Below are 23,825 nucleotides of genomic sequence, written 5' to 3'. Positions count from 1 at the left end.
GGGGAGCGGCGCCTGCGAGGGGACGATGCCCGGGTCGGGTCGCGCTCGATCGCGCCCTACGCTGGGGGAATGGAGAACATCGAGCTCGAGGCCCTGCTGGCACGCGCGACGTGGACGGAGGAGCCGGTCGCGGCCGAGGTGCGCGACGGCCGACTGCTGGTGACGGCCCGCGAGGAGTCTGACGCGTGGCGCATCACGGCCTACGGCTTCATCCACGACAACGCTCACGCGCTGGTCGAGCCCCTGGGCGCCGAGGCCGCGATCGAGGTGTCGTGGATCCTGGACTACGACCTCCAGTTCGATCAGGCGGGAGTGATGCTGCGCGCGCGCGTCGAGGGCGAGCCGTGGCGCCTGATCCGGGTGGCTCCGCTCGCCCCGGACGCGCACGTGCTGGCGGGGCCGATGTGCTGCGCCCCGACTCACGGCGGCCTCGAGGTGACGTTCACGCGCGTCGCGGTGGGCGAGCCCGACGCGGAACTCCACCCCGAGGACTGACTAGAGCCCCGCGAGCAGGAGCGCCGCGAACGTGAGCGCGCCAGCGAGCATCGTCCATCCCGAGGACCTGCGCCACAGCGCAACCCCCACCGCGACGAGCGCCGCCGCGTGCCACGCGCCCAGCGCGCGCCACTGACCCTCGTCGAGGAGCAGCGAGTTCGCGATGATCGCGGCCATCGCGGCGGGGCCCACGAGCCGCAGCGCGCGCGTCACACGCTCCGGCAGCTCGCGGCCGTCGCCCAGCAGCATGACGCCCGAGATGCGAATCGCGTACGTGCCGATTCCGGCGGCGAGGAAGATCAGGAAGGCCCTCATTCGCCGGCTCCTTGGTCGTGAGCGAGGCCGTCGTCGGGCACCGGCCCGGCCGTGGCCGCGCGACGCTCGGGCACGAAGGACCCGACCGCGATGCCCGCGAGCGCGCCCGCGAGGACGTTGAGGCCGAACGGCAGTCCGCGCGCCGCGACCACGACGATCGTTGCCACCGCGACGGCGGTCAGCGCCGGCGCGCTGCGCAGTCCGGGCACCATCACCGCGAGGAACATCAGCGGCACGATGAACCCGATCTGCCAGGCATCGGGGATCACGGGCCCCAGCGCGATGCCCGCCGCGGATCCCACGACCCACACCGCGACAAACGGCAGCGCGCCGCCCAGGATGAACCAGCGCCGGCGCACGGGGTCGGGCCAGTCGGCGGCGCGTTCGAGAGAGACCACCGCGGACTGGTCGGTCATGAGATGCGCGAGGCCCAGCCGCCACCGCAGCGGAAAGGCCGCATAGACCGGCGCGAGCGCGGCCGAATACAACGCGAACCGCGCGTTGATGACCAGCGCGGTGATGACGGCGATCGCGGCGGGCGCGCCGGTGCGGATCGCCTCCACGATCGCGATCTGGCTCGCGCCCGCGACCACCGACACGGACGCGAAGTTGCCGGCCCACGGGTCGACGCCCGCCACGCGCACGAGCGCCCCGAACGCGAGCCCAAACAGCGCCGATCCCGGCATCAGCGGCGCGATCGCGCGCAGCCCGGCCCAGGAGTCGGCCCATTGCTGGGCGCCGATGCCGAACACGGCGCGGCGCGGAGAGCGCGCGGAGGGTGCTGGTGGGGAGGGGGTGTGGACGGTGGGCTCACCGGCCGAGTCTCGCACGGCCGTGTGACAGCCAGGTGACGTGCGTCGCGCTATTCGCCCTGGCGCTCGGCCGCGCCCGAGCCAGGCACGGGCGTGAGGCGAGCGGAGGCCTCCCCGAGCCGGATGACCGCCGCGTCGCCCTCGCTGTCGACCTCGAGCTTGCGCCCCAGGTGCGATGCGAGCTGCTTGAGGTAGCGCTCGGGGCGGTCGGTGGGGAAGCGGCCGGTGGTGGCGAGTGTCATGGGGACTCCTGTCGGTGTCAGGCGAGGATGGAGGATGCCCTGGTGGCCAGAGATGGCGCGAGACGGGAACAAATCCCGCCTTGGCATCGTCTTCAAGGGTGTACCCACCACGGCGCGAGCCGCGCGGGACAATCAGGTGAGAACGCGTGGCGTCCGACCTCCTCCCCCTCGGAGGTCGGGCGCCTCGCGTCTTCCCCAGGAGCAGGCTCGGTGCGCTGTTCGGGCGCGCGCCGCCCCCGTACCCTGGGAGCGAAGGAGGCAAGCATGAGCCCCAACAAGATCGTCAAGACCGACGCCGAGTGGCGCGCCCAGCTGAGTGACATCGAGTATCAGGTGCTGCGACACGCGGCCACCGAGCGGCCGTGGACCGGCGAGCTGATCGACGAGAAGCGCGAGGGCGTGTTCCGCTGCCGTGCGTGCGGCGCGCAGCTCTTCCCGTCCGGCACCAAGTTCGACTCGCACTGCGGGTGGCCGAGCTTCTACGACGCCGACGAAGGCGCGGTGACCCTCCACGAGGACCTCGCGCACGGCATGGTGCGCACCGAGGTGCGCTGCGCCGCGTGCGACTCTCACCTGGGACACGTGTTCCCCGATGCGCCGCAGACCCCGACGGGGGAGCGGTACTGCATCAACTCGGTGTCACTGGTGTTCGACGAGTCGGAGCCCGCGTAGTGGTCGAGCCCCGCTTCCACAGGCCCGCCATGCTCGACATGGAGATGGCGGATCAGCTCGAGGGAGACATCGACCCCGCCGACCGCGGGCTGATCGCGCACGAGACCGCGGCCGCGATCGTGTCGCAGGCGCGCGAGTCGGGAGACCCCGAACTGGTCGAGCGCCTGGTGCGCCTCGTGGACGAGGAAGGCATCGACACCGTCGCGATGATGTGGTCGAAGGCCGGCGCGCACACGCTGCCCGGCGCGCTGTGGCGTATCTACATGATTCGCGAGTGGGTCAAGCACGATGCCGCAGCCGTCGCGCGGTCGTATCACCAGGGCGTCCACGCCGCGCACGTGCGGCACGCCATCGCGGGTGTCGAGGACCCTCCGGGCCCCGATGAGGTGCGCACGCTGGCCGACGCCGTGCTGTCCGGGGTGTTCGCGGGTGACCTCGCCGTGGCGCTCGACCGTGCGGGCGCGTTCTGCCGCGTGGTCGCGACGGGTGCGGCCTTCGAGGCGGGCTCGGACGAGGGCCACGCCGACGCCAGGGCCCACCGCACCACGCTGCGTGCCGCGCAGCTCCTGCGCACCGGCGAGGATCTCGAGCGCTGCGCCGCGATGTGGCGCGAGGGGCGGCTGGACTAGCGTCCGCTGCGGCCCGCCTGCCTTCGCGCCCCCTTTCCGCTCCGGCTCCGCCACACGCTTTCGCGGCTCCGCCACACGCGCATCGGCGTGTCGCCGGCGTGTCGCGCCTCGCGGGGGCTCAGAGGGGCCGATGCCGGGCTACCCGTGTGGCGGAGCCGCGGGTAGGCGCGGGGCGAGGAGCCGCGGGTGGGTGCGGGGCGAGGAGCCGCGGGTGGGTGCGGGGCGAGGAGCCGCGGGTGGGTGCGGGGCGAGGAGCTGCGGGTAGGCGCGGGGCGAGGAGCCGCGGGTGGGTGCGGGGGAGAGGGAGACTCGCGCGTCCCCGAGGGCGTATGGTGGAGTCGACGTCGGACCGCGGTAGCCCCGGGCTCCAACACAAGCCGCCACGAGCGGCCTTCGCGCCGACTGGCGCTCCCGGTCCGACGTCGCTTCTCCCCTTGAGGTCCCGCGCGTCAGCGCCGAATCCGGAGCCTGAGCCCCAAGCCCGGCGCCGTGTCAGACGTGGACGCGCAGCAGGTGGGTCTCCACCGCGACCACCACGGGACCCGACTCCCAGTCCGCGACGTGCGCGACCAGCACTCCGCCCGCGGGCAGATACGGGTTCTTCCGCGGCAAGGCTCCGCGCGTGTACGGCCGCACCGCGGCGCGCAGCATCTCGACGATGGTCGGCAGCGTGGGCCGGTGCACGCACACCGCGCGGGGCGAGGTCTTGCGGAACAGCGCGGTGAAGGTCTTCGCCGTGTCGAGAGGCCGCTCCGCGTGGCCGGTCTCCGTGAGGGAATCGTGGGTGCGCACCGTGGTGCCGATCGCATCGGCATACGGCTTGACCGAGTCGAGGCACCGCTTGGCGGGTGAGGAATCCACCTTGGTGATCCCGAAGCACGCGATGAGCGGAACCAGATCGAGCGCGCGACCCACCCCGTTGCGGGTCAGGGGACGGCGGTTGTCGGGCAGTCGCCACGCCTTGCGGCGCTTGGCGCGCGCGTGCCGCACGAGCATGAACGGCCTGGTGTCGAGCCGGTCCGCCGCGTACGCGTCGATCAGCGCGTCGAGCGGGCGCAGGTCATCGGGGAACGTGATGATCTTGTGCGCCTCGCCCACGGGCAGCCAGCGCACCCGGTCGATCTCGTGCTTCGCGGTGCTCTTGACCGGCTTGCGGCCCCGCAGGGACGGCGAGGTGTGCGGAAGCACCTGCGCGGCCCAGTACTTCACGACCTTCTGCTTCTCGCCGATCGGATAGCGGATGGTCGGCAGCGGCTGGCCCAACTCGATCTGCTTGCCGGTCTCCTCCGCGACCTCACGCACCGCGCACTCGGGCAGCGACTCTCCGGGGTCGAGCTTGCCCTTGGGCCACGACCAGTCGTTGTAGCGGGGACGATGCACGGCCAGGACCTGGAGCTCGCCGTCACGAACGCGCCACACGATGGCCCCGGCCGCGACGACCGTCCCCTCGGGGTGGTGACTCACTTGCCCTTGATCCTGCGCTTCGGCTGACGCCGGATATAGATCTCCTGCAGGTCCTTGAGACGGGTGCCGTTGCCGTCCGTCACCGTGCGGCCCCACGAGCCGTCCTCGTGAAGCTCCCACCCGATCACGTGATCGCTCATCGCCATGTCGATGTTCTCGATGAGGTTCGCGATCTGCTGCGGCTCCTTGACCGAGATGAGCGCCTCGATGCGGCGATCGAGATTGCGGTGCATGAGGTCGGCCGAGCCGATGAACACGTCCGGCGAGCCGTCGTTCGCGAACGCGTACACGCGCGAGTGCTCGAGGAAGCGGCCCAGAATCGAGCGCACGCGGATGTTCTCGGACAGCCCCGGCACTCCCGGACGCAGCGCGCAGATGCCGCGCACGTTGACGTCGACCTTCACGCCGGCACGCGCCGCGCGGTAGAGCGCGTCGATGGTCTTCTCGTCCACGATCGAGTTGACCTTGATCTTGACCCAGGCCTCCTTGCCCGCGGCGGCGTTGCGGGCCTCGTTGTCGATGCGCTCGATGAGGCCCATCCGCACGCCGGTGGGCGCGACGATCAGGCGGCGAAACTTCGCCTTGGGTGCGTAGCCCGAGAGCTGGTTGAACAGCTTCGTAAGGTCGGCGCCCACGTCGGGATCCTTGGTGAGCAGTCCGTAGTCCTCGTAGAGCCGGGCCGTCTTGGGGTGGTAGTTGCCGGTACCGATGTGGCTGTAGCGCTGGAGTCCCTCGTCCTCCTGGCGCACCACGAGGGACAGCTTGCAGTGCGTCTTGAGGCCCACCAGGCCGTACACGACGTGCACGCCGGCCTGCTCGAGCTTGCGCGCCCACGAGATGTTGCGCTTCTCGTCAAAGCGCGCCTTGATCTCGACCAGCGCAAGCACCTGCTTGCCCGAGTGGGCCGCCTCGATGAGCGCGTCGACGATGGGCGAGTCGCCCGAGGTCCGGTACAGGGTCTGCTTGATCGCGAGCACGCGCGGGTCGGCCGCGGCCTGCGCGAGGAAGGCCTGCACCGACGTCGAGAACGAGTCGTACGGGTGGTGCAGCAGCACGTCGGAGCGGCTGATCGCGTCGAACACGTTCTGCTCGTCGGCGGTCTCGACGGGCGCGAGCTTGTGGTGCGTCGTGGGCCTGAACGGCGCGAACTGGAGCGACGGCCTGTCGAGGTCCGCGATCACGTGCAGGCCGGTGAGGTCCAGCGGCGCGGGCAGGTGGAACACGTCGTTGTCGGTGATGCCCAGCTCGCGCACCAGCAGCTCGCGGATCTTGGGAGGGAGGTCGTCCGCGACCTCGAGGCGCACCGCGGGGCCGAACCGGCGCCGCAGCAGTTCCTTTTCCATCGCCTTGAGGAGGTTCTCGGCATCGTCCTCCTCGACCTCCACGTCCTCGTTGCGTGTCACGCGGAACGTGTAGTGGTCGATCACCTCCATGCCGGGGAAGAGGTAGTCGAGGTGCGCGCCGATCACGTCCTCGAGCGGCACGAAGCTGCGCGGCTCGTCCGACAGCGCCGCGGCATCGGTCACCTGCCCCACGTGGCCCGCCGCGTCGACGGACAGGAAGCGCGGCAGCGTCTCGGGGACCTTGACGCGCGCGAAGTAGTCCTTGCCGGTGTCGGGGTCCCGGATCTCGACCGCGAGATTGAGCGACAGCCCGGAGATGTACGGGAACGGGTGGGCGGGGTCGACCGCGAGCGGCGTGAGCACGGGGAAGATGTCCGAGCGGAACAGCTTGCGCAGGCGCTCCTGCTCGGGGTCCTCGAGGGCGTCGTAACGCACCAACTGGATGCCCTCGTTGGCGAGCGCGGGCCGCACCTGGTCCTCGAAGGTCTCGGCGTGGCGGTCCATGAGCTCGTGCGAGCGTTCGATGATCGCCTCGATCTGACGCGACGCGCTCATGCCGGTCGCGGCGGGCACCGCGAAGCCCGCGGCGATGCGCCGCTTGAGGCCCGCGACGCGCACCATGAAGAACTCGTCGAGGTTGGAGGCGAAGATTGCGAGGAAGCGCGCGCGCTCGAGCAGCGGCGTCTGCGGGTCCTCTGCCATCTCCAGCACGCGCTCGTTGAACGCGAGCCACGAGAGCTCCCTGTCGAGGTAGCGGTCCTCGGGCAGGGGTGACGGCGACTCGTCCTCCTCGAATGCGACGGTCGGGAGCGGGTAGGTCTCCTCGGACTCGACGCTGGGGTGCTCGTGCGGGGCGGGCGGGGACGCCGGTGCGGCGTCGTTGAGGTCGAGGCTCTCGGACATGGTGCCCATGCTTGCATGCGCGCACCCCTGGTGCCAGCCCCGTCCGCACTCCCTCGCGCGGGAGACGCCGGGTTCCGGTGGGCATGCGGCACCGGGATTCGAGATGATCGAAGGGTGGGCGTGGACGATGCCCGGCTCGCCTTCGCCCCGCCGCTCGGGGCCGCGCGGCGCGGCCCCCGGAAGGGACCGTCATGACCGCCACCCCGCGATCGAGACCGTGGGCCTCACCGAGCACTTCGGGAACGTGATCGGGGTCGAGGACGTGTCGCTGCGCATCGAGCCGGGAGAGGGCGCCGACCCCGAACAACGCGCCGGCCTCGTCGCGCGCAGCGACGTCGGGCGTGGCGGGATCCGTCGTTAGGCGGTGCACGGCGCGATTGTCGCATCCGCGTTTAGGGTGGACCGCATGACCAGCCCCCGCCTGCGACCGTCCGAAGCCGTCCTCGCCCTGTGGCCCGCCGTGGTGCTCATCCTGCTGGGTGCCGGCGGATTCGCGCTCCTGCTCGAGAGCGTGAACGAGGGCGAGTACCTGTCCGCGTTCGACCAGCCGCTGGTCGAGTGGCTCGCGGACAACCGCACGGACACGCTCACCACGGTGCTGACGTTTGTGACCAACATGTTCGGTTCCCTGGTGTTGCCGATCATCGTCGCCGTGATCGCGCTCGTGTGGTGGCGCGTCACCAAGTCCTGGTGGCATCCCGCCCTGCTCGTGGGCGCGATGCTGCTGTCGACGGGGCTGTCCAACCTGCTCAAGCACCTCATCAGCCGCGACCGCCCCGACGCGACGCTCATGGTGGTCCCCGGCTACGAGACCACGTACTCGTTCCCCTCGGGGCATACGATCGGCGCGACCACCCTCGTGTTGGTGGTGAGCTACCTGCTGTGGCACGACGACGCGCAGGCCTCGTGGCGCCTCTCCCTGTGGTCGGCCGCCTCGGTCCTCATCATCGCGACGGTCGCCTTCAGCCGCATGTACCTGGGTTTCCACTTCCTGACCGATGTCCTGGCCGGCGCATGCGTCGCGGTCGTCGTGCTCGGGGTGGTCGTGGGGGCGGAGCGTTGGCATGACCTCGCCCTCGAACACCGTGACCCACCGGCACGGTCGACGCCGCTCGCACGCACCTCGGGTGACGCGGTGGGCACGTACGAGGAGGACCTCGCCGCCCGATGGGATGAGGACGACGACGATGCGCCAGCGTCGCGCGAGGAAGACGAGGGAGCCCGGAGCCAGTAGCGGCTCGCACGGGCGGTGGTGGGCGTCGGTGCCGAGAACCGTCAGGGCCCAGAAACACAGGTGCCCCGGGCGGGCGGCCGCGCTGGGGGCACCGCGGCCGCCCCCTCCCGGGGACGTCTGTGAGCGTTCAAGGCCGGTAGTCCAGCCCGTCGCCGTTGATCAGTGTAGGGGGTCAGCCGCGGCTCGGCAACGGTTGAGGCGGCACGGCGTGGCGCAATCTTCATCATGCCTGGTGGCACCGGGTGTCGGTACTGCGGACTGTGACCGCTCACCCAAATACGTGACTGGCGCGTCGCGAAAATCGCGGCTACGCTCCCCGCGTACCCCACCTCCCCTTACCCCTCGGAGAACTCATGGCTCACGTCCGCACGCTCGGCGCAATCGCGCTCCTCGCCACCGTCACCCTGACCGCCTGCGCGGGCGGCGACGAGTCCGGCGACGCGACCCCGAGCGGCTCGACTACCGCGGCACCGACGGCGGAGGCCGACGGCACGCTGACGCTCTACTCGGGACGCGAGGAGGAGCTCATCCAGCCGTTGCTCGACCAGTTCACCTCGGAGACCGGCATCGAGGTCGAGGTCCGCTACGCCGGCACCACCGAGCTCGCCGCGCTGCTCCAGGAGGAGGGCGACGCGACTCCGGCCGACGTCTTCCTGTCGCAGGACGCCGGTGCGCTCGGCGCCGTCTCCAAGGCGGGCCTGTTCACGACCCTCCCCGCCGAAATCGCCGACACCGTCGCGGCCGGCTTCACGTCCACCGATGCGTCGTGGGTGGGCGTCACGGGCCGCGCCCGTGTGCTCGCGTACGACAGCGAGGCGCTGACCGCGGACGAGGTGCCGAGCTCGGTGCTCGACCTGGCTGAGCCCGAGTGGGCGGGCAAGGTGGGCATCGCGCCGTCCAACGCCTCCTTCCAGTCCTTCGTGACGGCACTTCGCGTGCTTGAGGGCGAGGACGTCGCGCGCGAATGGCTCGAGGGACTGGTCGCGGGCGGCGCGCAGATCTACCCCAAGAACACCGCGATCCTCGAGGCGGTGCAGGCCGGTGAGATCCAGATCGGCCTCATCAACCACTACTACTGGTTCCGCGCGCTCGCGGAGCAGGGCGAGGGCGCGATGCGCGCGCAGCTGTCCTTCCCCGAGGCCGGCGACGCCGGGTCGATCGTCAACGTGACCGGAGCGGGCCTGCTTTCCGGCGCCGCGAACGACGCCGACGCTCTCGAGTTCATCGAGTACCTCGTCTCCGACGCCGGCCAGCAGTACTTCGTGGACCAGACCTTCGAGTACCCGCTCGCGGGTGACGTCACGGCACCCGAGGGCCTGCCCGCCCTCGACACCCTCACCAACCCCGAGCTTGACCTGTCCGACCTCGACACCCTGGGCGAGACCACCGCGCTCCTCACGGAGACGGGTCTGCTCTAACCCGTGTCCCGCCAGGCGACGCTGCGCACGGGGGTCGGGCCGCGACGGCCCGGCCCCCGTGCGCGCGCGTCCGTCGCGCGGGCGGTGCTCACGGCATCGGCCACGGTGGCCGCGGGACTCGCGGCAATCCCCCTGGTGTACCTGCTCATCAGGGTGCTGGGTGCGGATGCCGATGCCGTGCTGGCCGCGCTGGTGCGTCCACGCACCCTGGAGTTGGCCGTGTCGACGGTGGGCCTCACCGCGGCGGTCGCGGCGGCATGCCTGGTCGTGGGCGTCGCGACCGCGTGGCTGCTGAGCGCGACGGACCTTCGCGGACGTCGCGCCTGGGTGGTCGTCACGACGCTGCCGCTCGCGGTGCCGTCCTACGTCGCGGCATTCGGCTGGGTCGCGCTCACCCCCGTTCGCGGGTTCTGGGGTGCGTTCCTGGTGCTCACCGTCTGCAACGTGCCGCTCGTCACGCTGCCCACGCTCGCAGCCCTGCGGCTGTCCAATCCCGCGCACGAGGACGTCGCGCGCACCCTGGGCCGCAGCCGCGCTCGCGCGTTCCTCGAGGCGACCTGGCAGCAGATCCGGCCCGCCGCTCTCGCGGGCACGCTTCTTGTGGCGCTGTACGTTCTCAGCGACTTCGGCGCGGTCGCGCTCATGCGCTTCGAGGCCTTCACGTGGGCGATTCACTCGGCGTACACGAGCCAGTTCGACCGCACGCTCGCCGCCGCGCTGTCCACGGTGCTGGCCGCGATGGGTATCGCCCTCGTGTGGGCGGAGCGCCGGCTGCGCGGCGCTCACGCCCGGCATGGGTCGTCGGTCGCGTCGCGTGCGCCGCGCACTCCCGTGGTCCTGGGCCGATGGAGGGTCCCGGTGCTGCTCGCCCTCGCCACCGTGCCGGTGGGTGCCGTCGCGGTTCCGGGCTTTGCGCTCGGGAGGTACCTGCTCGGGCGCGCGGGAACCGCGACGAGCGTGGACGGTGCGGACCTGGTCGGCGACGCCGCCACGACGGTGGGCTTCGCCGCGGGTGGCGCTCTCGTGGCGCTCGCGCTCGCGCTGCCGATCGGCCTGCTCGCGTCCCGCTACCGCTCGCGCGTCTCGGCCGCCCTCGAGTCCGCGAGCTATGTCGGACTCGCGCTGCCGGGCATCGTGGTGGGCCTGTCGCTCGTGTTCTTCTCGCTCGCGGTGGTCCCCGCGCTGTACCAGACCGCGTGGATGCTCGCCTTCGCGTACGGCGTCCTCTTCCTGCCCAAGGCTGTGGGGGCCGTGCGCGCGAGCGTCGACCAGGTCGAGCCCGGCCTCGAGGACGTCGCGCGCTCGCTCGGCTCGACGCGGGCCGCGGTGTGGTCCAGGGTGACGGCAAGGATCGCCTGGCCGGGGATCGGGGCGGGCGTGCTCTTGGTCGCGCTCACCGCGATGAAGGAACTGCCCGCGACGCTGCTGCTGCGCCCCACGGGCACGGATACGCTGGCGACGTCCCTGTGGCGACTCACCGAGAGCGCGGCCTACGGCGCCGCCGCACCCTACGCGCTCGTCCTGGTCGCGGTCGCCGCGGGACCGGCCGTGCTCCTCACCAGGGACGCGGTAGCCACGGTCAGGGAGAGGGGCGAGGCGGCGTGAGCGAGCTGCAGGTGCGCAAGGTGGTCGCCGCGTACGACGGCGCGCCCGTGCTCCACGGGGTTTCGTTCACCGTCCCATCGGGCGCCTTCGCCGCCGTGTTGGGGCCCTCGGGCTCCGGAAAGTCGACCCTACTGCGGACCATCGCGGGGCTGCATGCACCGCTCGAGGGCGCGATCGTCGTGGGCGGGCGGGTCCTCACCGGACCCCGGGTGGCGATGCCGCCCGAGCGCAGGAGGATCGGCATCGTCCCTCAGGACGCGGCGCTGTTCCCACACCTCGACGTGCGCGCCAACGTTGCGTTCGGCCTGCCGCGCGCGCAGCGCGGCGGTGCCCGGCCCGACGAGCTCTTGGAGATGGTGGGGCTCGCTGACCTCGCCCACCGCATGCCGGGTGAACTGAGCGGCGGGCAGCGTCACCGCGTCGCGCTCGCTCGCGCGCTTGCGCCCGAGCCCGACGTGATCCTGCTCGACGAGCCGTTCTCCGCGCTCGACGCGTCCCTGCGTGCCGAGGTCCGCGCCCAGATCCGTCAGGTGTTGCGGCGCGCGCGCACCACTGCGGTACTCGTCACTCACGATCAGGACGAGGCGTTGTCGATGGCTGACATCGTCGCGGTGCTCGACCAGGGACGGCTCGTGCAGGTGGGTCCGCCCGAGGAGATCTACCAAGAGCCTCGTTCGCGCTGGCTCGCGCAGTTCGTGGGCGGAGCCGTGGTGCTTCCGGGCGCGTGGCGGGGCGATGCGGTCGAGTGTGCGCTGGGCGACGTGCCCGCGCACCTGGGAGCAGGGGAGGTCGCCCGCGAGGGTGACGCCGTCGAGCTCGCAATCAGGCCCGAGCACCTCACGCTCGCGCCCGTGGGGGAGGGCCTGGGCGGCGTCGCGGATGCCAGCGTGGATGCCGGGGCCGATGCCGGGACCGTCGCGCTCGTGCGCCACGTCGCCTACTTCGGCCACGACGCCGTGGTCACCCTGGACCTGCCGGGCCTCGACGAGCCCATCGAGGCTCGCGTGCTGGGCGTCCACCACATCCGGCCCGATGCCGAGGTGCGGGTGTCCGTCACCCGGCCGGGCATCGCCTTCGCGGCGCGCTAGTCTCGCGCCTCGCCCGCCCCTCCCACCTCGCCTCGCCTCGCCCCGCCCCACCCTGCCCCGAAGCCCGCGGCTCCGCCACACGGTTGCCCCGGGCATCGGCCCTCGCCCCGCCCCGAAGCCCGCGGCTCCGCCACACACCTGCGCCCGACATCGGCCCTCGCCCTTTCCGAAGCCCGCGGCTGCGCCACACAGTTGCCCCGGGCATCAGCCCTCAGCGGTCCCCGTGAGAGCGACACGCCGGTGACACGCCGATGCTCGTGTGGCGGAGCCGTGATTCCGTGTGGCGGAGCCGCGGCTGCGCCACACAGTTGCCCCGGGCATCCGCCCTCGCCCTTTTCGAAGCCCACGGCTGCGCCACACGGTTGCCCCGGGCATCGGCCCTCAGCGGCTCGTACGCGCGCGACACGCCGGCGACACGCCGATGCTCGTGTGGTGGAGCCGTGATTCCGTGTGGCGGAGCCGCGCTGGGTGCGGGGAGTGCGGGGGGAGCAAGCGGGCCCAGGTCAGTCTCCCGCGCCCCCTCGAGCCCCGAGCGGATCGCGTCCATGACGGACGAGTCCGCGAGGGTCGTGACGTCACCCACCTCACGGTGCTCCGCGACGTCGCGCAGCAGTCGCCTCATGATCTTGCCCGAGCGCGTCTTGGGGAGCTCCGCGACCACCAGGATGGTGCGCGGCTTCGCGAGCGCCCCGATCTGCCTGCGGACGTGCTCGCGCAACGCGGACGCGACCTCGTCGCCGTCGGCGGGGATGCCGTCGGCGTCGGAGCGCACGATCACGAAGGCGACCACCGCCTGACCCGTGACCTCGTCCGCCGCTCCCACGACCGCCGCCTCCGCGACCCACGGGTGTGCGACCAGCGCGTGCTCGATCTCGGTCGTGGTGAGGCGATGGCCCGAGACGTTCATGACGTCGTCGACCCTGCCCAGCAGCCACAGGTCGCCGTCGACGTCCTTCTTCGCGCCGTCGCCGGCGAAGTACAGCCCGTCGAAGTGATTCCAGTACGTGGAGACGTAGCGGTGGCGGTTGCCCCAGATGCCGCGCAGCATCGAGGGCCACGGCTCGGTGACCACGAGGTAGCCGCCCTCGCCGTTCGCGACCGGACGCCCGGCATCGTCGACCACGTCGATGCTGATGCCAGGCACGGGCGTCATCGCGCTGCCCGGCTTGGACGCCGTCACGCCTGGCAGGGGCGAGATCATGATCGCGCCGGTCTCGGTCTGCCACCACGTGTCGACCACGGGGCAGCGGTCGCCCCCGATCACGCGGCGGTACCACATCCACGCCTCCGGGTTGATGGGTTCGCCGACGCTGCCGAGCAGGCGCAGCGAGCTCAGGTCGTACTGGTTCGGAATCGTCTCGCCCCACTTCATGAACGTGCGGATCGCGGTGGGCGCGGTGTAGAGGATCGTGACCTTGTACTGCTCGACGATCTCCCACCAGCGGCCCTCGTGCGGGGAGTTGGGAGTGCCCTCGTAGAGGACCTGGGTCGCCCCGTTGGTCATGGGCCCATAGACGATGTATGAGTGGCCAGTGACCCATCCCACGTCCGCGGTGCACCAGTAGACGTCGGACTCGGGCTTGAGGTCGAACACGATCCTGTGGGTGTGCGCGACGCCGGTCAGGTAGCCGCCCGTCGAGTGGAAGAGCCCCTTCGGGGTGCCGGTGGTGCCGGACGTGTAGAGGATGAACAGCGGGTGCTCGGCCTCGACCCACGCGGGCTCGTGCTCGGCGCTCTGGTGATCGACGGCATCGTGCCACCAGACGTCTCTGCCCTCGACCCACGCGGTGTCCTGGCCGGTGCGACGCACCACCAGCACGTGCTCGACGGATTCGCACACGCCGGGGTGCGCCGAGCCCTCGCCGTGGCTCGCGAGGGCCTCGTCGACCAGGGGCTTGAGTGCGAGGTGCTGGCCCCGGCGGTTGCCGCCGTCCGCGGTGATGACCAGCTTGGCCTCGGCGTCGTCGATGCGCTGCCGCAGGCTCTCCGTGCTGAAGCCGCCGAACACGACCGAGTGGATCGCCCCGATCCTCGCGCACGCGAGCATCGCGACCACGGCCTCGGGGATCTGAGGCAGGTAGATCGCGACCCGGTCGCCCTTGGTGAGCCCCAGGCTCACGAGCGCATTGGCGGCCTGCTGGACGCGCACGTGCATGTCCGCGTACGTGAGCGTCTGGGTGTCCCCAGGCTCGCCCACGAAGTGGAACGCGACGCGATCCCCGCGGCCCTCGCGGACGTGCCGGTCGACGGCGTTGTCGCACGCGTTGAGGGTCCCGTCGTGGAACCACCGCGACACGGGAGCGTCGGACCAGTCGAGGATCTCGGTGAACGGGGTCTTCCATGACAGACGCAGCGCCGCCTCGCGCCAGTACTCGAGCCGGTCGACTCCGGCCTTCTTGTATTCATAGCTCGTGGCGTTCGCGTGGGCCGCAAAGGAGGCGGGCGGCTTGAAGGTGCGGCGCTCGGTGTGCAGGTTCTCGAGAGTATGGGCGACGTTGACCATGCGGGCCAGCCTAGGACCTTGGTCCCTGGCGCGGAACCCTTTGTTAGAAGGGCTGGTAGATCGCGGGGTGGCGCGGCCGGGCGGCCGCGTGGGCGCCGCGCCGCGGGGGACGATGCCCTGGTTGCGTTCGCCTTTCGCGCCGCCACGTGCGAGCCTGGGCCTATGTCAGCTCCCGAAGGTTACGACTACCGCACCCGCACCAACGGCGAGGTGCACATCTTCCATCACGGTCGGCTCGCGAAGATGCTTAAGGACGAGCCGGCGCAGGCGTTCCTCGCGGCCGTCAAGGATGGCGACGCGCAGTCCGTGATGGCGGAGGCGGCGGGCAGCAGCTCGCACAGCAGCGGCGTCCATGGCAACACCACCGGGCCCAGCGCTCACCTGCACGGCAACGGTGCCGCCCACGGTCAGAAGGAGTTCCGCCGCAAGAGCGGCTGAGCACCACGAGCGGCTGAGCGCTACTCGACCGTGAACTCGGCCGCGAGCGAGAACGCGACGGCCGGCGGGATATCGGCGATGTACTCGACGGGCACGTCGCGCGTGAGGATCTCGGCGAGCACGTCCGCGGGGACGTCGCAGTTGCGCGACAGCAGGTTGCCCTCGGCATCGGTCTGATCCGTGCAGTGCTCCTGCACTCGCGGGTCCTGGTACAGCGAGGTGTAGCCGATCGTGTACTGCAGACCCGCAAGCCCCGTGATGCCCTCCTCGGAGAGCACGCGCGCGATCGCGGCCGGCTCGCCCAGCACGATCGGCGACCACTGATACACCTTGTAGTCACCCGCGGGCAGGGTCTCGTGCGCGGCGTTGAAGGCCTCGGTCTCGGCCTGCTTCGCGGCGATCTCCTCGGGCGTCGCGGTGCCCCAGTCGAAGCCGTCCCAGATCGCGGCGAGCTCGGCGGCCACGTCGCACAGCGTCGCGCCCGTGAACTCGACGTTGTTCTGCGTGAGGGTCGTCTCTCCCGGCGACGCGACAAAGTACTCGGGCACGAACTCGGCGCCCCACTCGGGGGTGACCACGACATCGTCCCTGGTCACGATGATCGCGCCCTCATTCGCGAGGAAGCCGAGCCCCGCGGTGGGCGTCGTGTAGCCCGGTACCACGGTCACCGTGTCGACGCCGGCGACCTGGCGCAGCGAGGCGTCGACCGCGGGCAGGACGCCGTTCGCCTCGGACGAGGGCGGGGTCCACTCGGCCCCGCATTCCGGAGGGCTGAAGAGGTCCGCGACGGACGCGTTGACATCCGCGACGCGGAACGCGAGTTCGACGGTCTCGCCGCTCGGCTGCGCGGACTCCGACACCGTGGGCTGCGCGACCGGGGCCTCCTGCGAGGAGCGCCACGCCTTGACCCCGAACCAGCCGGCCGCGGCCGAGCCGATCGCGATCGTGAGGGCGGCGAGCGTGAGCAGGATCTTGCGCATTGATGTCCTCGGGAAGGGGTGGCTCAGCCCTCCGTCATCGCGAGGGGGCTGTGCCGAGGATACGTCATCGAGAAGGGCCCGACGGAGCGGCTCGCCCGTACCAGGGGTGCCCCATTTGTGGGGTCTTGTGCGGCCGTCCGGCGCGGGTTAGGACGATGCCGCAGGGGAGGGGCTGGTCGAGGTCGAGGGGCCCTCGGTGCCGGTCGAATTCGCGGCGTCGCCGCCGCTGAATTCGTCCCACACCCAGCCCGCTCCGAAGCCGAGTGCGAGGCCGAGCACGCCGACGAGCGCGGCGATGATCGCCTTGTTCATGGTGAGTCCCTCGTTCCGCCCGGTGCCCTAGCCCGGAGGTTTCCGGCTATCCACTGTACTGCAGGCGTGCGGCCGGGTGCCGGGCGGGGGCTCGTCAGGCCTCGCGGTCGCGGCGCGCGAGCACCGCAAGGGCCCACACGCCCACGACGGCTCCCACCGCGATCGCGGCGACGATCGCGGGCCGGGTGGCGTTGCTCGACCGCAGACCCACGGGTCGCTTGAACGTGAGGACGCCCCAGCCGTGGCGATGAGCCGCGCGGCGCATCGTGCGGTCCGGGTTGACCGCGAAGCCGTGGCCGACGGCGTCGAGCATCGGGGCATCCGTGATCGAGTCGGAGTAGGCGTACGAGGCGCGCAGGTCGTAGCCGCGCGCGGCGGCGAGCTCGCGGATCGCGGCCTCCTTCGCCGGGCCATACGCGTAGAACGAGATCTCGCCCGTGAAGCGACCGTCCTCGACCTCCATGCGGGAGGCGACCACGGCATCGGCTCCCAGCAGTTCCGCGATCGGCTCGACCACCTGCGCCGCCGACGCGCTGACAATCACGACGTCGCGGCCGTTGGCCTGATGACGGCGGATGAGGTCGAGCGCCTCTTGATAGACGATCGGGTCGATGTGCTCGTGGAGGGTTTCGGCGACGATCGCGTCGACGTGCGCGACGTCCCAGCCCGCGATGAGCTCGGAGAGCGCGTCGCGCAGTCGCGTGGTCTGGCGCTCGTCCGCGCCTCCCACCTCGAAGAGGAACTGCGCGAACGCGGTGCGCAGCGCCTTGGTGCGCGTGATGAGTCCGCCCTCGTAGAACGAGCGCGAGAACGCCATCGACGAGGACCTCGCGATGATGGTCTTGTCGAGGTCGAAGAAGGCCGCGCTGCGCCGCGGTCCGAAGGCGTCCATGCGGACCAGCCTAACGGGGAGCTATGACGGTGCGGCGGGCGCGGGCGCGGCCGATGCCCACGGGTCTTCCGAGGGACGGTGTCCTCCACGGTCGAGGGCCTCGTCGTGGCGTGGGCTCGGGCGGAGTGCGACGGTCGAACGGTGATGCCCGACCCCGAGACAGCGCGCACCGAGACAGCCGGCGCAGAGACAGCCGGCGCAGAGACAGCCGCCTCGCGTCCCGACCCCGCGGGCCGGCTCGCTCCGCTGCTCGCGATGCCGGGCGTGACGGACGTGCTCGTCAACGCCCCTGATCGCGTGTGGGTGGACAGGGGCAGAGGCCTCGAGCGCGCGCCGGTGATGCTCGGCGGGCCGGAGGAGGTGCGCGCGCTCGCGGTCGCGCTCGCGGCGAGCGCGGGCAGGCGGCTCGACGACGCCGAGCCCACGGTCGACGCCCGGCTCCCCGATGGCACGCGGCTCCACGCCGTGCTGCCGCCCATCGCCGAGTCGTGCGCGGCGATCTCGCTTCGTCGCGTGCGCGCGTCGCCGCTGTCGATGCGCGACCTCGTGACCCGCGGGACGCTCACGACCGACACCGCGGACCTGCTGTCCGGGCTGGTGGCGGCCCGCGTGCCGATCCTCATCTCGGGCGGGACGGGTGCGGGCAAGACCACGCTGCTCGCGTCGCTGTTGTCGCTCGCCGACCCCGGCGAACGCATCCTGCTCATCGAGGAGGCGGGCGAGATCGTCACCGCCCATCCGCATGTGGTGAGGCTGGTCGAGCGGCGTCCGAACGTCGAGGGGGCGGGGGGCGTGGGACTTGCGCGACTTGTGAGGGAGGCGCTGCGCATGAGGCCCGATCGGATCGTGCTGGGGGAGTGCCGGGGCGCGGAGCTGCGGGAGGTCCTGGCCGCCGCGAACACGGGCCACCGCGGCTCGCTCACGACGGTGCACGCGAACTCCGCGCAGGCCATTCCCGCGCGGCTCGAGGCGCTGGGCCTGCTCGCGGGGCTCACCCCCGCCCAGCTGGCGGCACAGGCGCGCGCGGCCTTCGCGGTGGTGGTTCACGTCGAGCGCGCCCCGCAGGGTCGGCGCGTGACCGAGATGGGCGTGGTCGAGGCCGACCGTGACGAGCTGCGCGTGGTGACGGGCGTGGAGGCGGCCGGGGTGGGGGTGCGTTACGGACCCGCGTGGCCCGCGCTGCGCGCCATGGCGACACGGAGCGCGGCGTGAGAGAGGGTTGGGACGAGTCGCTGCCGCGCGTCGTGGGCCTGCTGCGCGCGGGCCTGCCCGCCGAGGAGGCGTGGCGGCGCGCGGGCGTGACCCCTCCCGAGTCGCCCGCGACGGCGATTGACCGGGCGGTCGCGGCGGCCGGACACCTCGCGCGGCGGACCGGTGCGCCCCTCGCCGCCATGCTGCTCACGCTCGCGCGCACCGCGGCCGACGAACGCGAGGCGCAGGCGCTGCGCGAGGCCGCCCTCGCCGGCCCGCGGCTCAGCGCGCGCGTGCTGCTGTGGTTGCCCTTGGTCGGTATCGCTCTGGGGGCGCTCGTGGACGTGCGGACGCTTCGGGTGCTCGCGTTGACGCCCGTGGGCTGGGTGCTGGTCGCGCTAGGCGCGGTGCTGACGTGGGCCGGGCGGGCGTGGACGCGGCGCATCGTCGAGGGGCGGCGGCTGCCGGGGGTGGGGCCGATGCCGTGGTCACCGGCGCCGCCCTGGTGGCGGCCGCTCTCGGGGCGGGGTCCACGGTGGCAGACGCGCTACGCGAGGTGGGTCAGGCGCTAGATGAGCCGGGTCTCGAGGCGCTGGCGACTCGGGGCGCGGCGGTCGATCCCGCGTGGCTCCCGGTCGCTCGCGCGCTCGCGCCGGCGATCGATGCCGGGGCAAGTCCTGCGGCCTCGCTCGAGGCCGTATCCGTCTCCGCCGCGCGGCGGGTCCGCACTGACGCCGCGATCGCCGCGGGGGAGATGGGAGTAAGGGTCGCGCTTCCCCTCACGCTGTGCCTCCTGCCCGCGTTCCTTGCGGTGGGCCTGGCGCCGTTGCTCGTGGCAGTGATGGGCGGAGCGTTCGCAGGCGTGCCCTAGGTGCCGTGCCCGTGCCGCCAGAGGGGAGAACGACTCTCGAGGCGTCAGCCCGCAGGAGGCGGACTCGCCACGGCGACGCCTCCCGCACCTTCGCCGGGGGCCGCATCGCCGATGCGCGTCCACCCACCGCAGCCATCGGAGCGGAACTGTTGACCGGTCTCGATGACTGTCTCGAGATCGTCCTTGTTGGCGATCCTCATATCGAGGATCTCTGCCTCCCAGTCGCGCCAGTGGGAGTCGATCTCCCACGCACACCATGCATCGGGATCATCGGGATTGCCGTAGGAGTGTGCGCGCCACCTGCCAGGCGCAAGGTCCTCGCCCACGAGCCAGATGCCGTCGCCAATCTCCGTGGGCGCTGCATCAGGTGCCGTGAAGAGCGCGTCCTCATCGACCCGCGACCACCGTCCACAGCGCTTGGAGGAGAACTCCTGGCCCTCGGCGATGGTCATGGTGGGGCGTCCCGCGTCGTTCTCTCCTACGGAAAGCACTCCCTCAAAGCCGCTGGAACCGCCCTCGCGCAGTCCCCACACACAGGAGTGGTCAAAGAGGAGTCCGCGGCTGCCGTCGGGTTCGATCGTCAGCGGATCGGTGCGATACGTCCCCGGCGAGATATCGACGCCCGCGACGACCGTGAGCGCCTCCAGCCCCGGGTCGGCACCCGTCACGACGAAGTCGTCAAACTCGACAGCGAGACCGCTGACAGGGTCGACGGCCGCGGGGCGTGCTGCCGCCTGACGGGGAGATTCCTCGGGGGCTGCTGTCGGCAGGCGCGTCTGACCTCCGTCGAGAGTCGAGGGATCCCCACCGCATCCCGTCAGGGCGACCACGGCCACCGCACTTATCGCTATCGTCACGCGCCCCACCAGCATGGGCACACGGTAGCGCGTGATGTCCCCAACCCCCGCGCAAGATGCGCCCATGCACGGAACCGTGTGGGGGCCTGGCCGGGCCCTGCCTCGCCAGGGAGCGTGGAGGGACCGGAGAGAAAGGGAGAAGGGCATGGAACACCGCTACGACGACGAGGGGATGGCGACCGTCGAGTACGCACTCGTCACGGTGGCCGCGGCGGGCTTTGCGGGCCTGTTGGTGGTCATCCTCAAGTCGACCGAGGTGCGCGAGCTGCTGCTCGACATCCTCCGCGGCGCGCTCGGCGGTTGAGCGTGTCACGGGACCGTGGATCCGTGGCGGTCGAGCTCGCGCTCGCGTTGCCCGCCGTGGTCCTGCTGCTGGCCGCCATGTTGGCGGGCGTGCGGGTCGCGGCCGTGGGGACAGCGCTCCCCGCGGCCGCGGTCGCGGGCGCACGGGCGGGTGCCATCGCGGGGGATGACGCCGCCTTGGCGGCCGCGTCCCGCGTCGCGGGGGCGGGGGCGCGCGTGGGGGTCGACCGCGGTGGGGGTGGGTCGACGTCACGGTGACGCTCGACCTGGGCTGGCCGTGGGGAGAGCGCGTCGCGCGGGCGTCGCTCCCGCTCGAGCCGGGTGTGGGGTGACGATGCGTGCGGCGCAACGTGGCCGGGCGCGGCACGGCCGGGCGCGGCAGGACGATGCCGGGGCGGGCACGGTGCTCGCGCTCGGCGTCGCCGCGGTGGTGATGGTCGCGGTGATCACGGTCGCGACCATGGCGGGTCTGGTCGTGAGGCAGGCGGCGGCGCAGGGCGCCGCGGACGGGGCCGCACTCGCGGGAGCGATCGAGGCGCGTGCGCGGCAGGCCCGTGCCGAGCCGGCGAGCCCGGCGCAGGTGTGTGCGGTGGCCGCGGAGGCGGCGGCGCGCGCGGGTGGCATCCTGCACGGCTGCCACGTGAGCATGGACGGCGACGTGACCGTGTCGGTCGCGCGGGACGGGAGGAGGCGGCGGCCCGCGCTGGAAGGTTGTCGGCGGCGGCCCGAGCTGAGGGGATTCGGACCGCCGCCGACGTCATTCCTGAAAGCGGACGGCTGAGGGATCGTGCCGCTGTCAGGAAATCCAGCGCGGCGCCTCGCGGCGCCTATGCCCCGATTCAATACGGGGCCAGACACCTATGCCACCACCTCGACGGCCATTTCGTGGCCTTCAGGCGCGAAATGTGACAGATTCCACAGCCTCACATCGCCGTGCGAGGGGTCTAGCTGACCCGAATCTCGCCCAGCGCGGTCCACACCTGGAAGTCGACCGCGTCGTACGACTCGGGTGCCGGAAGGATCGCCGCATCGCTACCGCTCGCCTCACGGTCGAGCCCACTGCCCAGGTCCACGGGCGCATCCCCGAGCGAGCCGGCGGAGCCGTCCGTGAACGCGCCGTCGGCGGGAGAGGGCTCCGTGAAGTCCTCACGGGGAAGCGCCTGGGGCACGTCCTCCATGATCACCATGCCTCCGCCCACGGACAGGTAGTGCATCGCGAGCAGCGTGTAGGTGCCGGGCGTGACCTCAGCCTGACCCGACTCTCCCCAGCATCCGCTGACGTCGCGCCACAGGTACGTGCCGCCCACCGAATCGCCCGCGGCGAGTCTGGTCTCGGGAGCGGGGAAGCTGGTCATCGCGGCATCGCCCGACGCCATCGCCGCTGCGTCAGCCTCGGCCTGCGCGGCCATGTCGCCGCGGCCCATGTCGGGGTCGACGGGATAGCCCTCGGCCACCACGCGGCCGTCGCGCACCAGCACCAGCTGCACCGAGTCGCGACCCCAGAAGTCGGTGAGGTCCCACTCGGAGGTGTTGGTGACGCGCGCGGTCAGCTCGGGGTTGCCCTCGACGATCCATCCGTAGCTCACGTCGATCGCGGACGGCGCGTCGACCTCGACACCCAACAGGTCCATGACGGAGGACTCGGCGGGGAAGGTCCCGTCGCCCTCGAATCCGCATCCGTACCAGGCGGACCCCAGTTCGCCGCGCGAGTCGCTCGACACCAGCCAGCGCTGCGAGCCGGGAGCCATGTCCCAGGCGCCCGTGAGCCCGGCGAGGTACATGTCGCGAGCCATCAGCGGGTTGAGCGCGCCGTCGGGGAGCTCGGCGACGGGCGGCTGCGGGTCGACCGGGCTCGGCTCGACAGGTGCGCCCAGGTAGGCGCCGAAGGGGTCCTCGACGGGATCGCCCGCGACCGCGAATCCGACGGCGGGTGCCACGACGCGTGCGCCGCCACCCGACGCGATCCCGGAACCGGCGGATCCGGCCCCCGTCGACTCCTCCGTGGGCGTCGCGCTCGGCTCGACCGGCTCGACCGGCTCGGTCGCGACCGCCCACAGCTCCTCGGTCACCACCAGCTCGTACTTGCCTGCCGGGAGGGCCGCACCGTCCCAGCAGTTGACCAACGGCACGGTGAGGCTGGTGGTCGTCTCCTCGCCTGCCGCGAACTCGAGCGTGGTCGGCTCGGCCGCCACGGCATCGTCGCCCGATCCCCCGAGCGTGCCCACGACGAGCCCGTCCCAGAGGATCACCCCGTCGAGGCCGAAGGTCTCGAAGGTGCCATCGCCGAGAGCGACGGTCGTGACGGTCGCCTCGACCGACTCCCCGGACACCTCGTCCGCAGCGAGCGAGGTCGCGAGCGTCACCGGCCCCGCGATCTCGGGCATCGCGGGCAGCGGCTCTCCGCACATCCCCCACGCGAGCGAGGAGCCCGCGGCGCTGCCCGCGGCGTCCTCAGCGGAGGACGTCATCGCCCCCTCGCGCCCGCCGGCACCGCCGGACTCGGGCGCGTCGAGTGCGACGGTGCCGGCCCCCGGGCCGACCACGCCCACCGCGAACACGGCGACCATGCCCGCGCCCAGGACGCCGCTCGCGCCGGCGCGCAGCCCGCGCTGGGCCGACACGCGTCGGCGGGCACGCCCGGCGTCGACCGCGAGGCCGTCGAGGGGAGCGCGGTCCGCGGCGCCACGCAGCGCATCGGAGAGCTTGACCATGTCAGTCGCCTTTCGTCTGCCGACGCATCACGTCGGCGGTTTCGTCACCACGCGCGTCCTCGACCGGGCCGAGCAGCAGCTCGAGCCGGCCGAGACCATCGTGGAGATACCTCTTCACTGAGCCGGGCGCGAGGCCCAGGTGCTGCGCGATCGCAGGCACCGTGAGGTCGTCGAAGTAGCGCAACACCACGCAGGCCCGCTCGCGCGGGGTCAGCGTGGACAGCGCCTCGATCACGTCCGCTCCCGCCTCGACGCCCGCGAGCGGGTCGGGACCGGACTCGGCGGGCCGGAACAGGTGAGACACGCGGCGCCATCGCTGCTCGCGCCGGTAGCCGTCGACGTACACCGTGGTGATCGCCCGGCGGACGTAGGCCTCCGCCTTGAGCGACGTCAGCCCCGGCCGCGGACGCGAGAACGTGCGCACGAGCGCGTCCTGCACGAGGTCCTGAGCGACCACGCGGTCGCCGCACACCAGGTACGCGTAGCCGAGCAGCGCGCGCTCGCGATCCCTCACGAGCTGCGCCATCACGTCGCGCCAGTCGCTCAT

27 protein-coding genes are annotated in these 23,825 nt (G+C 72.0%); 15 read left to right on the top strand and 12 right to left on the bottom strand.

Features of this window, described 5'->3' with window-relative positions:
* Positions 1 to 69: 69 nt before the first annotated feature.
* Positions 70 to 495, top strand: coding sequence for a DUF1349 domain-containing protein (locus QUE44_RS09170; RefSeq protein ID WP_286214220.1), 426 nt, complete (start codon positions 70 to 72; stop codon positions 493 to 495).
* Here QUE44_RS09170 and QUE44_RS09165 read toward each other — a convergent pair whose 3' ends face one another.
* From QUE44_RS09165 to QUE44_RS09155, 3 genes are all read right to left on the bottom strand, one after another.
* Positions 496 to 810 carry an AzlD domain-containing protein gene (locus QUE44_RS09165; protein WP_286214219.1) on the bottom strand — a complete coding sequence of 105 codons (315 nt, stop codon included), beginning with the start codon at positions 808 to 810 and terminating at the stop codon, positions 496 to 498. It lies immediately after the preceding gene.
* Complete coding sequence (locus QUE44_RS09160) at positions 807 to 1,562, bottom strand: AzlC family ABC transporter permease (protein WP_286214218.1); 756 nt, start codon at positions 1,560 to 1,562, stop codon at positions 807 to 809. Before QUE44_RS09160 ends, QUE44_RS09165 begins: the two co-directional genes overlap by 4 nt.
* 110 nt (positions 1,563 to 1,672) lie before the next feature.
* On the bottom strand, positions 1,673 to 1,864 hold the full coding sequence (locus QUE44_RS09155) for a DUF2218 domain-containing protein (RefSeq protein ID WP_286214217.1): 192 nt from the start codon (positions 1,862 to 1,864) through the stop codon (positions 1,673 to 1,675).
* Between the two features lie 264 nt (positions 1,865 to 2,128).
* Between QUE44_RS09155 and msrB the strand changes: the two genes are divergently transcribed.
* Complete coding sequence (gene msrB, locus QUE44_RS09150) at positions 2,129 to 2,536, top strand: peptide-methionine (R)-S-oxide reductase MsrB (protein ID WP_286214216.1); 408 nt, start codon at positions 2,129 to 2,131, stop codon at positions 2,534 to 2,536.
* Between the two features lie 29 nt (positions 2,537 to 2,565).
* Positions 2,566 to 3,165, top strand: coding sequence for a hypothetical protein (locus QUE44_RS09145; RefSeq protein WP_286214214.1), 600 nt, complete (start codon positions 2,566 to 2,568; stop codon positions 3,163 to 3,165).
* 492 nt (positions 3,166 to 3,657) lie between these two features.
* Here QUE44_RS09145 and QUE44_RS09140 read toward each other — a convergent pair whose 3' ends face one another.
* Positions 3,658 to 4,629 carry an NUDIX domain-containing protein gene (locus QUE44_RS09140; protein ID WP_286214213.1) on the bottom strand — a complete coding sequence of 324 codons (972 nt, stop codon included), beginning with the start codon at positions 4,627 to 4,629 and terminating at the stop codon, positions 3,658 to 3,660.
* Positions 4,626 to 6,875 carry an RNA degradosome polyphosphate kinase gene (locus QUE44_RS09135; RefSeq protein WP_345379854.1) on the bottom strand — a complete coding sequence of 750 codons (2,250 nt, stop codon included), beginning with the start codon at positions 6,873 to 6,875 and terminating at the stop codon, positions 4,626 to 4,628. Before QUE44_RS09135 ends, QUE44_RS09140 begins: the two co-directional genes overlap by 4 nt.
* Before the next feature lie 103 nt (positions 6,876 to 6,978).
* Between QUE44_RS09135 and QUE44_RS09130 the strand changes: the two genes are divergently transcribed.
* From QUE44_RS09130 to QUE44_RS09110, 5 genes are all read left to right on the top strand, one after another.
* Positions 6,979 to 7,236 (top strand): hypothetical protein, encoded by a 258-nt coding sequence (locus tag QUE44_RS09130; RefSeq protein WP_286214211.1) that lies wholly within the window; start codon positions 6,979 to 6,981, stop codon positions 7,234 to 7,236.
* Between the two features lie 45 nt (positions 7,237 to 7,281).
* The gene (locus QUE44_RS09125) at positions 7,282 to 8,109 is read left to right on the top strand and encodes a phosphatase PAP2 family protein (RefSeq protein ID WP_286214209.1); all 828 of its coding nucleotides are present in this window, start codon (positions 7,282 to 7,284) and stop codon (positions 8,107 to 8,109) included.
* 353 nt (positions 8,110 to 8,462) lie between these two features.
* Positions 8,463 to 9,527 carry an iron ABC transporter substrate-binding protein gene (locus QUE44_RS09120; RefSeq protein ID WP_286214208.1) on the top strand — a complete coding sequence of 355 codons (1,065 nt, stop codon included), beginning with the start codon at positions 8,463 to 8,465 and terminating at the stop codon, positions 9,525 to 9,527.
* A gap of 3 nt (positions 9,528 to 9,530) precedes the next feature.
* Positions 9,531 to 11,132, top strand: a complete 1,602-nt coding sequence (locus tag QUE44_RS09115; RefSeq protein WP_286214207.1) for an ABC transporter permease — start codon at positions 9,531 to 9,533, stop codon at positions 11,130 to 11,132.
* Entirely contained in the window at positions 11,129 to 12,220 is a 1,092-nt protein-coding gene (locus QUE44_RS09110) for an ABC transporter ATP-binding protein (protein ID WP_286214206.1), read from the top strand. Before QUE44_RS09115 ends, QUE44_RS09110 begins: the two co-directional genes overlap by 4 nt.
* A gap of 211 nt (positions 12,221 to 12,431) precedes the next feature.
* On the opposite strand, the gene acs is transcribed toward QUE44_RS09110, so the two are convergent.
* Positions 12,432 to 14,723, bottom strand: a complete 2,292-nt coding sequence (acs, locus tag QUE44_RS09105; protein ID WP_286214205.1) for an acetate--CoA ligase — start codon at positions 14,721 to 14,723, stop codon at positions 12,432 to 12,434.
* A gap of 162 nt (positions 14,724 to 14,885) precedes the next feature.
* Here acs and QUE44_RS09100 point away from each other — a divergent pair, with 162 nt between their 5' ends.
* The gene (locus QUE44_RS09100; RefSeq protein ID WP_286214203.1) at positions 14,886 to 15,161 is read left to right on the top strand and encodes a hypothetical protein; all 276 of its coding nucleotides are present in this window, start codon (positions 14,886 to 14,888) and stop codon (positions 15,159 to 15,161) included.
* Positions 15,162 to 15,181: 20 nt separating this feature from the next.
* Here QUE44_RS09100 and QUE44_RS09095 read toward each other — a convergent pair whose 3' ends face one another.
* The 3 genes from QUE44_RS09095 to QUE44_RS09085 form a co-directional block, all read right to left on the bottom strand.
* A complete protein-coding gene (locus tag QUE44_RS09095; RefSeq protein WP_286214202.1) occupies positions 15,182 to 16,141 on the bottom strand; it encodes a hypothetical protein in 960 nt (319 codons plus the stop codon).
* A 147-nt stretch (positions 16,142 to 16,288) separates the two neighbouring features.
* On the bottom strand, positions 16,289 to 16,453 hold the full coding sequence (locus QUE44_RS09090; protein ID WP_286214201.1) for a hypothetical protein: 165 nt from the start codon (positions 16,451 to 16,453) through the stop codon (positions 16,289 to 16,291).
* Between the two features lie 94 nt (positions 16,454 to 16,547).
* Positions 16,548 to 17,345, bottom strand: coding sequence for an HAD family hydrolase (locus tag QUE44_RS09085; protein WP_286214200.1), 798 nt, complete (start codon positions 17,343 to 17,345; stop codon positions 16,548 to 16,550).
* 144 nt (positions 17,346 to 17,489) lie between these two features.
* On the opposite strand from QUE44_RS09085, the gene QUE44_RS09080 reads away from it, so the two are divergent.
* The 3 genes from QUE44_RS09080 to QUE44_RS09070 are packed head-to-tail and all read left to right on the top strand — an operon-like array spanning position 17,490 to position 19,407.
* The gene (locus QUE44_RS09080) at positions 17,490 to 18,557 is read left to right on the top strand and encodes a TadA family conjugal transfer-associated ATPase (protein ID WP_286216741.1); all 1,068 of its coding nucleotides are present in this window, start codon (positions 17,490 to 17,492) and stop codon (positions 18,555 to 18,557) included.
* Positions 18,554 to 19,108, top strand: coding sequence for a type II secretion system F family protein (locus QUE44_RS09075; RefSeq protein ID WP_286214199.1), 555 nt, complete (start codon positions 18,554 to 18,556; stop codon positions 19,106 to 19,108). Before QUE44_RS09080 ends, QUE44_RS09075 begins: the two co-directional genes overlap by 4 nt.
* On the top strand, positions 19,072 to 19,407 hold the full coding sequence (locus QUE44_RS09070) for a hypothetical protein (RefSeq protein ID WP_286214198.1): 336 nt from the start codon (positions 19,072 to 19,074) through the stop codon (positions 19,405 to 19,407). Before QUE44_RS09075 ends, QUE44_RS09070 begins: the two co-directional genes overlap by 37 nt.
* A 44-nt stretch (positions 19,408 to 19,451) precedes the next feature.
* Here the strand turns inward: QUE44_RS09070 and QUE44_RS09065 are convergent, their stop codons facing one another.
* Entirely contained in the window at positions 19,452 to 20,279 is an 828-nt protein-coding gene (locus QUE44_RS09065; RefSeq protein ID WP_286214197.1) for an Rv1352/Rv1906c domain-containing protein, read from the bottom strand.
* Between the two features lie 130 nt (positions 20,280 to 20,409).
* Between QUE44_RS09065 and QUE44_RS09060 the strand changes: the two genes are divergently transcribed.
* From QUE44_RS09060 to QUE44_RS09050, 3 genes are all read left to right on the top strand, one after another.
* Positions 20,410 to 20,568, top strand: coding sequence for a DUF4244 domain-containing protein (locus QUE44_RS09060; RefSeq protein WP_286214196.1), 159 nt, complete (start codon positions 20,410 to 20,412; stop codon positions 20,566 to 20,568).
* Between the two features lie 23 nt (positions 20,569 to 20,591).
* Positions 20,592 to 20,825: a hypothetical protein gene (locus tag QUE44_RS09055; RefSeq protein WP_286214195.1), complete on the top strand. Its 234-nt coding sequence runs from the start codon at positions 20,592 to 20,594 to the stop codon at positions 20,823 to 20,825.
* Between the two features lie 76 nt (positions 20,826 to 20,901).
* The gene (locus QUE44_RS09050; protein ID WP_286214194.1) at positions 20,902 to 21,348 is read left to right on the top strand and encodes a hypothetical protein; all 447 of its coding nucleotides are present in this window, start codon (positions 20,902 to 20,904) and stop codon (positions 21,346 to 21,348) included.
* A gap of 163 nt (positions 21,349 to 21,511) precedes the next feature.
* Here the strand turns inward: QUE44_RS09050 and QUE44_RS09045 are convergent, their stop codons facing one another.
* Positions 21,512 to 23,278: a hypothetical protein gene (locus QUE44_RS09045; protein ID WP_286214193.1), complete on the bottom strand. Its 1,767-nt coding sequence runs from the start codon at positions 23,276 to 23,278 to the stop codon at positions 21,512 to 21,514.
* A 1-nt stretch (position 23,279) separates the two neighbouring features.
* Positions 23,280 to 23,825 (bottom strand): sigma-70 family RNA polymerase sigma factor, encoded by a 546-nt coding sequence (locus QUE44_RS09040; RefSeq protein WP_286214192.1) that lies wholly within the window; start codon positions 23,823 to 23,825, stop codon positions 23,280 to 23,282.

Origin of the sequence: Demequina sediminis (genome assembly GCF_030296675.1) — a bacterium.
Classification (GTDB): Bacteria; Actinomycetota; Actinomycetes; order Actinomycetales; family Demequinaceae; genus Demequina; species Demequina sediminis.
This window is presented reverse-complemented; position numbering and strand designations above follow the sequence as displayed.

What these genes read in the sequence shown, in the direction of transcription:
- QUE44_RS09060 (WP_286214196.1), top strand. Translation starts at nt 20,410, where the DNA reads ATGGAACACCGCTACGACGACGAGGGGATGGCGACCGTCGAGTACGCA.
- QUE44_RS09170 (WP_286214220.1), top strand. Translation starts at nt 70, where the DNA reads ATGGAGAACATCGAGCTCGAGGCCCTGCTGGCACGCGCGACGTGGACG.
- QUE44_RS09065 (WP_286214197.1), bottom strand. Translation starts at nt 20,279, where the DNA reads ATGCTGGTGGGGCGCGTGACGATAGCGATAAGTGCGGTGGCCGTGGTC.
- acs (WP_286214205.1), bottom strand. Translation starts at nt 14,723, where the DNA reads ATGGTCAACGTCGCCCATACTCTCGAGAACCTGCACACCGAGCGCCGC.
- QUE44_RS09165 (WP_286214219.1), bottom strand. Translation starts at nt 810, where the DNA reads ATGAGGGCCTTCCTGATCTTCCTCGCCGCCGGAATCGGCACGTACGCG.
- QUE44_RS09085 (WP_286214200.1), bottom strand. Translation starts at nt 17,345, where the DNA reads ATGGACGCCTTCGGACCGCGGCGCAGCGCGGCCTTCTTCGACCTCGAC.
- QUE44_RS09120 (WP_286214208.1), top strand. Translation starts at nt 8,463, where the DNA reads ATGGCTCACGTCCGCACGCTCGGCGCAATCGCGCTCCTCGCCACCGTC.
- msrB (WP_286214216.1), top strand. Translation starts at nt 2,129, where the DNA reads ATGAGCCCCAACAAGATCGTCAAGACCGACGCCGAGTGGCGCGCCCAG.
- QUE44_RS09145 (WP_286214214.1), top strand. Translation starts at nt 2,566, where the DNA reads ATGCTCGACATGGAGATGGCGGATCAGCTCGAGGGAGACATCGACCCC.
- QUE44_RS09130 (WP_286214211.1), top strand. Translation starts at nt 6,979, where the DNA reads ATGATCGAAGGGTGGGCGTGGACGATGCCCGGCTCGCCTTCGCCCCGC.
- QUE44_RS09090 (WP_286214201.1), bottom strand. Translation starts at nt 16,453, where the DNA reads ATGAACAAGGCGATCATCGCCGCGCTCGTCGGCGTGCTCGGCCTCGCA.
- QUE44_RS09040 (WP_286214192.1), bottom strand. Translation starts at nt 23,825, where the DNA reads ATGAGCGACTGGCGCGACGTGATGGCGCAGCTCGTGAGGGATCGCGAG.
- QUE44_RS09095 (WP_286214202.1), bottom strand. Translation starts at nt 16,141, where the DNA reads ATGCGCAAGATCCTGCTCACGCTCGCCGCCCTCACGATCGCGATCGGC.
- QUE44_RS09045 (WP_286214193.1), bottom strand. Translation starts at nt 23,278, where the DNA reads ATGGTCAAGCTCTCCGATGCGCTGCGTGGCGCCGCGGACCGCGCTCCC.
- QUE44_RS09050 (WP_286214194.1), top strand. Translation starts at nt 20,902, where the DNA reads ATGCGTGCGGCGCAACGTGGCCGGGCGCGGCACGGCCGGGCGCGGCAG.
- QUE44_RS09155 (WP_286214217.1), bottom strand. Translation starts at nt 1,864, where the DNA reads ATGACACTCGCCACCACCGGCCGCTTCCCCACCGACCGCCCCGAGCGC.
- QUE44_RS09100 (WP_286214203.1), top strand. Translation starts at nt 14,886, where the DNA reads ATGTCAGCTCCCGAAGGTTACGACTACCGCACCCGCACCAACGGCGAG.
- QUE44_RS09135 (WP_345379854.1), bottom strand. Translation starts at nt 6,875, where the DNA reads ATGTCCGAGAGCCTCGACCTCAACGACGCCGCACCGGCGTCCCCGCCC.
- QUE44_RS09125 (WP_286214209.1), top strand. Translation starts at nt 7,282, where the DNA reads ATGACCAGCCCCCGCCTGCGACCGTCCGAAGCCGTCCTCGCCCTGTGG.
- QUE44_RS09080 (WP_286216741.1), top strand. Translation starts at nt 17,490, where the DNA reads ATGCCCGACCCCGAGACAGCGCGCACCGAGACAGCCGGCGCAGAGACA.